Genomic DNA, 10332 nt, shown 5'->3' with positions numbered 1-10332 from the left:
GGGACGGGCTGCGGCTCGGCGTCGCCACCGGATTCGGCGTCGGCTTCGGGAGCCCGGCTGCGGCTCGGCTCGGGGGCGGGCTCGGCGCCGGGGCGCTCTGGGCGTCGGGCTCGGGAGCGGCCTCGGTGGCGGCCGGGCGGCGTCGGCGGCGGGCTCAGCGGGTGCCTCGGCGTCGGCGGCGGCAACGGCCTCGGCCTCGGCCGCTGCCTCGGGCTCACCATCGGTGGCCGCCGCTTCGGGGGCCACCGCTTCGGGGGCCGCCGCTTCGGGCGCCACCGCTTCGGGGGCCGGTTCCGCTGCGGCCTCGGCGGGTGCGCCGGGGGCGTCCGGTACCTCGGGCACGTCGGTCCCGTTCGCGGGCTCGGCGGCCTGCGCGGCGGGGGCGGCCGCGTCGGCGGGCGTCGCCGCGTCGGGAGTGGCCTCTGCGGGAGTCGCGTCCACAGCGGGCGCGTCCCCGGCTGCCGGCTCCTCGGCGGTGCCGTCCACGGCGGCTGCCGCGTCCGGGGAAGCCGCCTCCGCGGCCTCCGGCGCCTCGCCCACGGCCGGCTCGCCCTCAGCGGCCGCCTCGGGCTGCGGAACCGTCTCGGGCTGCGGCGCCTCAGGAGCCTCAGAGACCTCAGTGCTCTCGGCCGTCTCCACCGCCTCAGGAGCCTCGGCCGTCTCCGCGGCCGCGGCCTCGTCGGCAACCGCGGGAGCGGCGGCAACGGCACCCTCCGCCGGCACCACGGCCTCGACCGGGTCCGCCGCGAAGGCGGCGTTGATCGCGGCCTGGGTGGCCTTCGCCTTGGCCGACCGCGCCGAACGGGCCCGCGGCACCTTCGTACCGGCCTCGGCCACCTGGCCGCCCTCGGGCGCCTGGTCCGGCTCGGCCGCCGGGGCGCCCTGCGCCTCCGCCGCGTCCTCGCCGAGCTGGACCAGCTCGGCGGCGTCCTGCGGCGCCGGCTCCGCGGTCCGGTCGTCCGCTGCGGGCTGCGCCTCGGTGGGCGCGGCGGCCGGGGCCTGCTCGGCCACGGCCTGGTCTTCGTTGTGCACGTGTTCCTCTGCTGCGGGCTGCGCGGGCTGCTCCGCGGCCGCCGGTACGGCCTCGGCCGCACCGTCGTCCGCCGGGCCCTGCTCGCCCTGGGTGTCGTTCTGCTGCGCGGCGGCGTCGGCCGGCGCGCCGGGCTCCGGCTCGGCCTGGTCGGCAGCGGTGTGTTCCGCCGCCTCGGCCTCGGGGAGCGGCGCCGCGACGGCGTGCTGCACGTCCTCCTGCGGCTGCTCCTCGGCCTGCGGCTGCTCGGCGGGCGCCGCCTGCGCCGTACCGGCCTCGGCCGCGTGCTCCGGCTCGGCGGCCGGCTCCCCGCCCGCCTCGGCCACCTGACCGGCAGCAGCGTCCGCACCGGCGTCCGTCTCCTCGGCCGGACCGGCCACCGGCGCGTTCGCCGCACCCACCGGCTCCGCGCCCCACGCCGGCATCTGCGCCGGAATGGACACGCCACCGTGCTCCGGAGCCGGTACGGGCTGTTCCGCCTGCACCGGCTGCGCTGCGGCCGACGGCGCCTGCTGCTCCGGCTGGTCCGCCGCGGCCGGCTGGACCGACGGGTGCGCCCCCGCCGCAGGCATCGGCGCACCCTGCTGGGCCGTCGCCTGCGGGGCGCCCTCCTCAGGCAGCGGACCGGGCGCCGGTGCCGCCTCCGGCATCGGCGCCGGTTCCGGCAGCGGTCCCGGCTCGTCGCGCGGGATGTCGAGGTACTCGGGGCCCACGGTCGGCGGGCCCGCGTGCCGCTGGGGCGGCTGGGGCGTGCCGGCGGGGCCGCGGTCGGCGAGCGAGCGGACCACGCCGCCGGTGTGCGCCTCCGGGACGGGCGGTCCCATGTGCAGCGGGCGGCGCGGGGGCGTGCTCTGCTTCGGCATCGCGGCCTGGCCCGGCATCGCACCCGGCGGCGTCACGCCGGGCTGCGGGGCGGCCGGCTGCGGGGCCGCGGCCGGCTGCTGCGGGGCCTCGGGCGTCCGTACGCCGCTGACGTCGACGGAGCCGGTGTCCCGGCCGCCCTGCTCGTGCGCGCCCGCGGGCGCGGCGGACGGCTGCGCGGGCTGCTCCTCGGCGTACGCCACCGGCTCGTACGGCGTCGGGTCGTACGCGGCCACCGGGTCGTACACCGCGCCCCGGCCCGGGGTGTAGTCGGTGTACGGCGGCTGCTCGGTGTGCGCCTGCTGCTCGCTGCCCCAGGCGCCCTGGGCGCCCGGCATCAGGAGGTCGTCGTCCTCGCCCTGCTCGGCGGTGTCGACGTAGGCGTACGCGTCGTGCGGCTGCTGCGGGCCGGCGTCCGCAGGGGCGGGAGCGGCCGCGGGCAGCGGCCCTCCGGGATGTCCGCCTGCGTTCTCCGGCAGTCCCTCGCCCGGGACCTGGCCGGTGTCGGTCATGCGTACCCCTCGCCCATCGGTAGTGCTCCTTCCAACCGCTCGTCCGACGCGCTCGACCGCGGCACGCGCCGACCGCCCCCATAGCGAGAACGAGCGAGCGCGCCTCGCGGCACGTCCGCCTTCAAGAGCATCTTGTGCGGTCAAAACCACGGATTTTTCCGGTTTTTGACCTACGGCTCCGCTCGCGGAACGGCGGCGCAACGATCCGCCAGCCTACCTCCCACGGGTGACCGATCGGGTCAGGGGTGATGCACGCGGTAACCGCAGACGAGGAAGACGACGGCCCGCTCCCGCTCCACCCACGCGGAGGTGTCCAGCTCGACGGACTGGAGCAGTGCGCACTCCACTTCGTAGCCCCCGTCGGCCAGCGCGCGGCCGAGCGCTTCGGCCTCGTCGCGGGTGGCGGCGTGGGTGACGATGCGTTCGGGGCGGCGGGCCGCGCAGGCGGTGACGACGGCGGTGCCGCCGCCCCCGATGCGTACCACGTCCGGTTCGGGCAGGTCTTCGAGCACCTGGGGCGCCCGGCCGTGCACGACCTGGAGCTGTACGCCGTACCTGCGGCCCACGGCCGTCGTACGGGCGCAGGCGTCCTCGTCGGCGTCGACGGCGATGACGGCGGCGCCGAAGCGGGCGGCCTCCACGGCGGCGGCGCCGGAGCCGGAGCCGATGTCCCAGACCAGGTCGCCGATGGCGGGCCCGAGGCGGGCGAGCTGGGCGGTGCGCAGCTGGACGGACTCGCCCTCGGTGAGGCCGCCGCCGTAGGCGCTGTCGGAGAGGCCCCAGCCGCGTGGCCCCGCGGGGTAGCCGACTTCGTGGCCCGCGAGCCAGTTGCTGCCCTGGGCTGCGGCGCTGCCGGCGGGTCCGCCGACGACGATGACGACGTTGGGGTCGCGCCAGACGTGGTCGGCGGCCTTGTCGGACGTGAGGACGGTCACCTGCTCCTGGGTGGTGCCGAGCGCTTCGCAGATGACGAAGGTGCGGTGCACGTCGCGCAGGAGGAGGGCGAGTTCGGCGGGCCCGGCGCCGGGTGAGGTGAGGACGGCGACCTTGGTGTGGGCGCGGCAGACGTTGACGGCGCGGCGCAGGTCGCGGCTGTGGGCGACGACGATCTGGGCGTCGTCCCAGGGCATGCCGGCGCGGGCGAAGGCGGCGGCGACGGAGGAGACGGCGGGGACGACCTCGACCTCGAGGCCGTGTTCGGGGGCGCGCAGGGTGCGGACGACGCCGAAGAAGCCGGGGTCGCCGTCGGCGAGGACGACGGCGGTGCCGCGGTGCTGAGCGATCCTGCGGGCGGCCAGTTCGACGCTGCCGAGCCTGATGCGTTCGGCGGCGGGCGGTACTTCCTTGAGTGCCAGGTGGTGGGCGGCGCCGGCCACCAGGGTCGCCGCGCTCAGTGCGGAGCGTGCGGCGGCGGTCAGAGGCGAGCCGTCCCACCCGATCACGGTGACGCGGTCGGCCATCTGCAGGTGTCTCCCTGGTCTCGTCGTGCGGTCGTCCCGTACGGCTGGTCGTGCAGCCGTTCGTGCGGTCGGCCCGTCGTGCGGGTGTGGATCAGGAGGGTACCCCGACCGGTGGGCTGTACTGCCGGGCGTGCGTGCGGGGGTGTGCGGCCGGCCGGCCGCCGCGTGGCCTCAGTTCCACTCGGGGTACGCGAAGCCGCCGGCGTCGGCCGTGCGCTCCGGGAGCCCGTCGAAGTCCTCGGGGAGCAGGCTCCAGACGATGAGGTCGGTGCGGATGTCGGTCCAGCCGCCGTCCTCGGTGCGGGAGCGGGCTATCCAGGCGTTGCGCAGGACGCCCTCGCTGATGCAGCCGAGTTTCTGGGCGACCTGCTGGGCCGCGGTGTTGTCGGCTGCGGTGCGCAGTTCCAGGCGTTCGAACTTCTGGTCGCGGAAGAGCCACTGGGCGACGGCCAGGGCCGATTCGCAGGCGTAGCCCTCGCCGCGGGCCCAGGGGGCCGTGATGTAGGAGAGTTCGGCGCCGCGTATCCGCCAGTCGGTGCGGTCGACGCGGACGGTGCCGACGAGGCGCTGGGTGAGGAACTCGGTGACGGCGAGGGCGAGGCCGCGGCCCGAGGTGCGGACGGCGGGGGCGCCGGTGGTGACCCACTCCTCGGCGTGCGCCGTGGTGTAGGGGAAGGGCTGCGCGGTCCAGGCGACGACGGCTTCGTCGTTCATCATGTCGCCGAGCGCGGGGATGTCCGTGTCGTCGAAGGGCCGCAGCACCAGACGCTCCGTGCTGATGGAGATGTCCGGAAAGGTGGATGTCATGCAGCCTGCTCCCACGCGGTGGACGCAGAGCTCCGCGAAGCGCCGTACGGCTCCGTGCAGCTCCGTGAGTACGTTCGGGCTGTCCTGCCCGTTTCCTGAGTGCACAAGCATGCAGCATCTGCTTGCGAATGTGCCAAGTATGACGGCCCGTATCTGCACTGGTAAGGCAGGTACGGGCCGTCGTACGGGGTGTGCGGCGGGTCAGCTCGCCTTGCTGAAGGAGGGCAGCACGGAGCCGTCCTTGTAGTGGGTCTCGATGAACTTCTTGACCTGGTCCGAGTTGAGCAGCTTCGCGAGCTTCTGCACGCGCGGGTCCTTCTTCTCGCTCTTGTCGACGGCGAGGAAGTTGGCGTAGGGGCTGTTCTTGGCGGACTCGATGGCCAGGGAGTCGGACTTGGGGCTGAGCTTGGCGGCGATGGCGTAGTTGCCGTTGATGACGGCGGCGTCGTAGTCGCTCAGCTGCGGGGCCAGGAGTTCCGCCTTGGACTCCTTGATGTTCAGGCCCTTCTTGTCCTTGATGTCGTTCAGGCCGGGGACGGCGGGGGCGCCGGCCTTGAGCTCGATGGCGCCGGCCTTGTCGAGCAGCTTCAGGGCGCGTGCCTCGTTGCTGGCGTCGTTGGGCACGCCGACGGTGTCGCCGGACTTCAGCTCGGAGAGCTTGTCGAGCTTCTTGGAGTAGACGCCCATGGGCTCGACGTGGACGTTGACGACGGGCTCGATGCTGCCGTCGTTCTTCTTGTTCCAGTCGTCGAGGAATTCCTTGGTCTGGAAGTAGTTGGCGTCCAGGCTGCCGTCCTTGGTCGCCGGGTTGACGAGCTGGTAGTCGTCGAAGGTCTTGATCTGGAGCTTGAGGTTCTCCTTGGGCGCCAGGTCCTTCTTGACGTACTCCAGGATCTCGGCGTGCGGGACGGAGGTGGCGCCGACGACGAGCGGGGCGCTCGCGTCGTCCTTCTTGCCGGTGTCCGGGTCGGACGGGGCGCTGCAGGCGCCGAGGGCGAGGGTGGCTGCGGCGGCGGCCGCGACGGCGCCGGTGAGCTTGACGGTGTTACGCACGAAGAGTGCCTTTCTTACCGGTGGGATTGCGCCCGGCAAAGGGTCCGGGCTCCAGGGGGGCGGTGGCTCAGGCGGCCTCGTCCGCGGTCTCGCGGACCATGGCCGCGTCGGTGCGGGCCTCGGGGTCCGGGGCCGCGGTGCGGGCCTTGGGCGACTTCAGCAGGCGTACGGGGGCGGCGGCGCGGGAGCCGCGGCGGGAGAGCCGCCGGACGACCAGGTCGCCGATGAGCTGGACGACGGTGACGATCACGATGATCAGTACCACGGTGACCAGCATGAAACGCATGTCGTACCGCTGCTGGCCGTAGGTGATGGCGACGCTGCCGAGGCCGCCGGCGCCGAGCGCGCCGGCCATCGCCGAGTAGCTGATGATCGTGATGACGGTGTTGGTGAGGCTGGCGACCAGCGAGGGCAGCGCCTGCGGGAGCAGCACCTTGAAGACGATCGTCCAGGTGCCGCCGCCCATGGACTGGGCGGCCTCGACGAGCCCGCCGTCCACCTCGCGCAGGGAGGTCTCCACCAGGCGCGCGAAGAAGGGGACGGCGCCGACGGCGAGCGGCACGACGGCGGCCGAGGGGCCGATGGAGGTGCCGACGACGAAGCGGGTGAACGGGATGATCGCGATCATCAGGATGATGAAGGGCAGCGAGCGGCCGATGTTCACCACGACGCTGACGACCTTGTTGACCGCGGTGTTCTGCAGCTGGCCGCCGCGGTCGGTGAGGACGAGCAGGACGCCGAGGATCAGGCCGCCGATGACGGTGTAGACGGTGGACCACCACACCATGAAGAGGGTGTCGAGGATGCCGTCCTGCAGCACCGGCTGCATGTCGTTCCAGGTCACTTGGCGACCTCCTTGGTCAGCACGGCGGAGGCGGACGCCTGGGCCGGGACGTCCCGGCCGACGACGTCGACCTGGAGGCCCTGCTCGCGCAGGAAGCCGATCGGTACGACGTTGTCCTCGAAGCGGCCGGGCAGCTCGATGCGCATCCGGCCGATCTGCTTGCCGCCGACGGTGTCCATGGCGGCGCCGAGGATCGACACGTCGACGTTGTAGGTCCGCGAGAGGGTGGAGATGACCGGCTCGGTGGCCGCCTCGCCGTGGAAGGTGACGTCCACGACGGTGCGGTCGTCGGCGGTGGCCTCGCCGGTGACCGGGAACAGCTCCGTGGCCAGTTCCGAGCCGGGGGTGGCCAGCAGCTCGGAGACGGTGCCCTGCTCGACGATCCGGCCGCCCTTCATGAGCGCGGCGGAGTCGCAGATGCTCTTCACGACGTCCATCTCGTGGGTGATGAGCAGGACGGTGAGGCCGAGCTGGCGGTTGAGGTCGCGCAGCAGCTGGAGGATGGAGCGGGTGGTCTCCGGGTCCAGGGCGCTGGTGGCCTCGTCGGAGAGGAGCACCTTCGGGTCGCCGGCGAGCGCGCGGGCGATGCCGACGCGCTGCTTCTGGCCGCCGGAGAGCTGGGCGGGGTACGCCTTGGCCTTGTCGGCGAGGCCGACCAGGTCCAGCAGCTCCAGCGCCTTGCGGCGGCGCTCGCGGCGGGAGACCTTGAGGATCTCCAGCGGGAATTCGATGTTGTCCTGGACGGTGCGCGAGGACAGCAGGTTGAAGTGCTGGAAGACCATGCCGATGTGGCTGCGCGCGGCACGCAGTGCGGGGTTCGCCCGCTGGCCGCGTCCGGCGAGCGCGGTGAGGTCCTGGCCGGCCACGGTGACCGTGCCCGAGGTGGGGCGCTCCAGGAGGTTCACGCACCGGATGAGCGTGGACTTGCCGGCGCCGCTCTGGCCGATGACGCCGTACACCTCGCCCTCGCGGACGTGCAGGTCGACGCCGTCCAGCGCGGTGACCTCGCGGTCGCCCGATCGGTAGACCTTGGTGAGGCCTGTAGTCGTGATCACAGGGTTGTCCGTCACGGTTGAGTGCTCGGCGGCTCGTCCGCCGGGCACGGGGCATTCATTGCGGAGTGCGGCAGGGGGACCGTGGAGCAGGCGGGCGGCCGGCTCCGGGGTGGTCCGGTGACGCGCGGCGGCCGGGGATGCGGCGTACGGAGGCCTGGCGTACGGGCGGTACGGGGCGGGTCTGTACGGGTCGTCCGGCGCATGGCAGCGGGTCTCGCTTCGGGGCGCGAGGCTCAGGCGGGGGCCCTCAGCGGTCACACATTCGACACATGCGACGAGCACCGGGCGTCTGGTGCGCCTCGGTCGCAGGGATGCGGCAGCTCGTCGTGGTCATGCTGGCCAGTAAACCAGACACGCGTGCGGACCGATCAAGCCAGTCCGGATTCCGGACAGGCCGGATCAGTCCGTGGACAGCGGCTCAGTCCGCTGTCGTGATCTCCACTCCGTCCGCCGTGGCCTGCGCGGACACGGCCGACAGGTCGGGGACGATCACATCGGCCACCAGTTCCCCGGCGGGGGCCGTTGTGGTCAACGCCACGGTCGTGGCGCCGGCCGCGCGGCCCGCCGTGAGCCCGGCGGGCGCGTCCTCGAAGACGGCGCAGCGGGCCGGGTCCACGCCCAGGTGGCGGGCGGCGAGCAGGAAGGGCTCGGGGTCGGGCTTGCCGCGGGTGATGTCGTCCGCGGTGATCAGGTGCTTGGGGCGGATGCCGACGGCGGCGAGGCGGGCCTCGGCGAGCCTGCGGGTGGCGGAGGTGACCACGGCCCAGCGGTCGGCGGGGAGGGAATCCAGCAGCTCACGGGTGCCGGGCAGCAGCACCACGCCGTCGGCGTCCTGGGTCTCCAGCTCCTCGATGCGGGCCAGCGCCTCGGGGACCCGCTCGGCGGGCAGCAGGTCGGCGACGATGTCGGCGGCGGGCCGGCCGTGCAGCTCGACCTGCGCGAATGCCTCGGTGACCCGGTACTCCTCGGCCCAGCGGGTCCAGCAGCGGTGCACCGAGTCCATGGAGGAGACGAGGGTGCCGTCGTTGTCGAACAGGAGGGCGTCAACCGAGAGCTTCATGGTCGCCGAGGGTACGGGGTGCGGCGGCGGGCACGCGGAGCAGGGCGCCGGGCCGGGGCCCTGCGGGATGCCGGGCCGGGGCCGCGCGCGGGCGCGCAGCGGGCGGCCATTAAAGTCGGGGGCATGCCCCACAGCCCCACCGCGCGCAGCCGCGCCGCCGTGCGGAGGTCCCGGTGATCGACGCGCTGACGGTCGCGGTCGGCGTGACCGCCCTCGTTCTCGCCGCCTGGTGCGGCTTCGCCGCGTACCGCGACGAACCGACCAAGGACTGGCACTTCATCGGGATGGCCGTCGTCTCGCTGCTCGCCCTCGTGCAGCTGGTGATCGCCTTCGTGAAGCTGGCCGGCGGTGCGCAGCCCGACGACGGTACGGCGATCTTCCTCGCCTACCTGTTCGGCGCCGCGGCCTGCGTGCCCGCCGCCGGGTTCCTGTCGCTCTCGGAGCGGACCCGCTGGGGCTCGCTGACCGTCGCGGCCGGCGGCGTGGTGCTGGCCGTACTGGAAGTGCGGCTGTTCGACATCTGGGGAGGCGGCCATGGCTGAGCCCACCACGACCACCACGGAGCCCGCGCCCGCCAAGGGCGAGCGCCTGTCGCTGGGCTCGGGTCCGGGGCGGCTGCTGGTCTGGCTCTACGGCGTCTTCACCGTCGGCGCCGGCTCGCGGGCCGCGGTCCAGCTGATCGCCCAGTACGACCGGGCACCGCTGTCGTACATCCTGTCCGCGGTCTCCGCCGTGGTGTATGCGGTCATCCTCTTCTCGCTGGTGCGCGGCGGGGAGAAGGCGCGCAGGGTGGGCCAGTTCTGCTGCTGCCTGGAGCTGCTGGGCGTGCTCGGCGTCGGCGCCTGGACGCTGCTGGAGCCGTCCGCCTTCCCGGACGCCACGGTCTGGTCCGGGTTCGGCTACGGCTACCTCTTCATCCCGGTCCTCCTGCCGGTCACCGGGCTGCTGTGGCTGCGCCGCGGCCGCCGCGCCGGCTGACACCCTCCGCTCACGGCCGCGGGCCCCGCACGTGCCGGTGCACGTACGGGGCCCGCGGCGCGTGTACGGGGAGGCTCAGGCGCTCGCGACGTACTCCCCCGGGCTCCGCCCGGGAGGTGTCCCCAGCGCCGTCGCGTCCTTCTCCAGCGTGATCAGGCTGAGCCGGCGGCTGACCTCTTCGGTGCCGACCTGCGCGTACCCGCGGCTGCGGTACAGCCGGAGGTTGCCCTCGCTGCGGTGGCCGGTGAAGAGGCGGAAGCGGGTCACGCCGTGGTCGGCGGCCAGCCGCTCCTCGACGGCGGCCAGCAGCCGGCTGCCGAGTCCGTGCCGCTGCATGCGCGGATGCACGATCAGCTTGTCGATGCTGCCCACGCCGTCCGCGTCGACGGACCCGCGCACGGAGCCGACGACCTCGTCGCCGAGGCGGGCGACCATCACGCACCCGCCGCGCATCTCGGCACGCAACTCATCGAACGTCTGCGTGAGCGGCTCGATGGAGTAGTCGTCGTACAGCGCGGCCTCGGACTGGTAGCACAGGTACTGCAGCTTGAGGATCTGCTCGGCGTCGTTGTCGGTCGCCGCAGAGATGGTCACGCTCATGCCCATGCGTGCTGGCCTCCCCTTTTCGGTTCGGTGAGCCCGGACGCCATGAGGGTGTGGTGCGGCGGCCGG

The 10332-nt window shown here is 73.7% G+C and carries 9 protein-coding genes and 1 pseudogene; 2 read left to right on the top strand and 8 right to left on the bottom strand.

Features of this window, described 5'->3' with window-relative positions; genetic code table 11:
• The 7 genes and pseudogenes from C3486_RS38495 to C3486_RS02630 all read right to left on the bottom strand — a co-directional run.
• Window positions 1-2403, bottom strand: a pseudogene (locus tag C3486_RS38495) (hypothetical protein); the annotation flags it as partial.
• Between the two features lie 239 nt (window positions 2404-2642).
• The gene (gene cbiE, locus C3486_RS02655) at window positions 2643-3863 is read right to left on the bottom strand and encodes a precorrin-6y C5,15-methyltransferase (decarboxylating) subunit CbiE (RefSeq protein ID WP_103830881.1); all 1221 of its coding nucleotides are present in this window, start codon (window positions 3861-3863) and stop codon (window positions 2643-2645) included.
• A 171-nt stretch (window positions 3864-4034) separates the two neighbouring features.
• A complete protein-coding gene (locus tag C3486_RS02650) occupies window positions 4035-4670 on the bottom strand; it encodes a GNAT family N-acetyltransferase (RefSeq protein WP_103830880.1) in 636 nt (211 codons plus the stop codon).
• Window positions 4671-4871: 201 nt separating this feature from the next.
• Window positions 4872-5723 carry a MetQ/NlpA family ABC transporter substrate-binding protein gene (locus tag C3486_RS02645; RefSeq protein WP_103830879.1) on the bottom strand — a complete coding sequence of 284 codons (852 nt, stop codon included), beginning with the start codon at window positions 5721-5723 and terminating at the stop codon, window positions 4872-4874.
• A 67-nt stretch (window positions 5724-5790) separates the two neighbouring features.
• On the bottom strand, window positions 5791-6567 hold the full coding sequence (locus tag C3486_RS02640) for a methionine ABC transporter permease (RefSeq protein ID WP_103830878.1): 777 nt from the start codon (window positions 6565-6567) through the stop codon (window positions 5791-5793).
• Window positions 6564-7622: a methionine ABC transporter ATP-binding protein gene (locus C3486_RS02635; RefSeq protein ID WP_181138415.1), complete on the bottom strand. Its 1059-nt coding sequence runs from the start codon at window positions 7620-7622 to the stop codon at window positions 6564-6566. The genes C3486_RS02640 and C3486_RS02635 overlap by 4 nt, the downstream gene beginning before the upstream one ends.
• Before the next feature lie 418 nt (window positions 7623-8040).
• Window positions 8041-8682 carry an HAD-IA family hydrolase gene (locus C3486_RS02630; protein WP_103830876.1) on the bottom strand — a complete coding sequence of 214 codons (642 nt, stop codon included), beginning with the start codon at window positions 8680-8682 and terminating at the stop codon, window positions 8041-8043.
• Between the two features lie 173 nt (window positions 8683-8855).
• Here C3486_RS02630 and C3486_RS02625 point away from each other — a divergent pair, with 173 nt between their 5' ends.
• Together C3486_RS02625 and C3486_RS02620 are read left to right on the top strand one after the other, a co-directional pair.
• A complete protein-coding gene (locus C3486_RS02625) occupies window positions 8856-9224 on the top strand; it encodes a hypothetical protein (RefSeq protein WP_103830875.1) in 369 nt (122 codons plus the stop codon).
• A complete protein-coding gene (locus tag C3486_RS02620; RefSeq protein WP_103830874.1) occupies window positions 9217-9660 on the top strand; it encodes a hypothetical protein in 444 nt (147 codons plus the stop codon). The genes C3486_RS02625 and C3486_RS02620 overlap by 8 nt, the downstream gene beginning before the upstream one ends.
• Window positions 9661-9735: 75 nt before the next feature.
• Here the strand turns inward: C3486_RS02620 and C3486_RS02615 are convergent, their stop codons facing one another.
• Complete coding sequence (locus tag C3486_RS02615; RefSeq protein ID WP_103830873.1) at window positions 9736-10266, bottom strand: GNAT family N-acetyltransferase; 531 nt, start codon at window positions 10264-10266, stop codon at window positions 9736-9738.
• Between the last annotated feature and the right edge of the window lie 66 nt (window positions 10267-10332).

The organism is Streptomyces sp. Ru73 (genome assembly GCF_002920575.1).
GTDB lineage: Bacteria > Actinomycetota > Actinomycetes > Streptomycetales > Streptomycetaceae > Streptomyces.
This window is presented reverse-complemented; position numbering and strand designations above follow the sequence as displayed.

Excerpts from the sequence above, each read along its gene's own strand:
- C3486_RS02615 (WP_103830873.1), bottom strand. The coding sequence starts at position 10,266 with ATGGGCATGAGCGTGACCATCTCTGCGGCGACCGACAACGACGCCGAG.
- C3486_RS02620 (WP_103830874.1), top strand. The coding sequence starts at position 9,217 with ATGGCTGAGCCCACCACGACCACCACGGAGCCCGCGCCCGCCAAGGGC.
- cbiE (WP_103830881.1), bottom strand. The coding sequence starts at position 3,863 with ATGGCCGACCGCGTCACCGTGATCGGGTGGGACGGCTCGCCTCTGACC.
- C3486_RS02630 (WP_103830876.1), bottom strand. The coding sequence starts at position 8,682 with ATGAAGCTCTCGGTTGACGCCCTCCTGTTCGACAACGACGGCACCCTC.
- C3486_RS02650 (WP_103830880.1), bottom strand. The coding sequence starts at position 4,670 with ATGACATCCACCTTTCCGGACATCTCCATCAGCACGGAGCGTCTGGTG.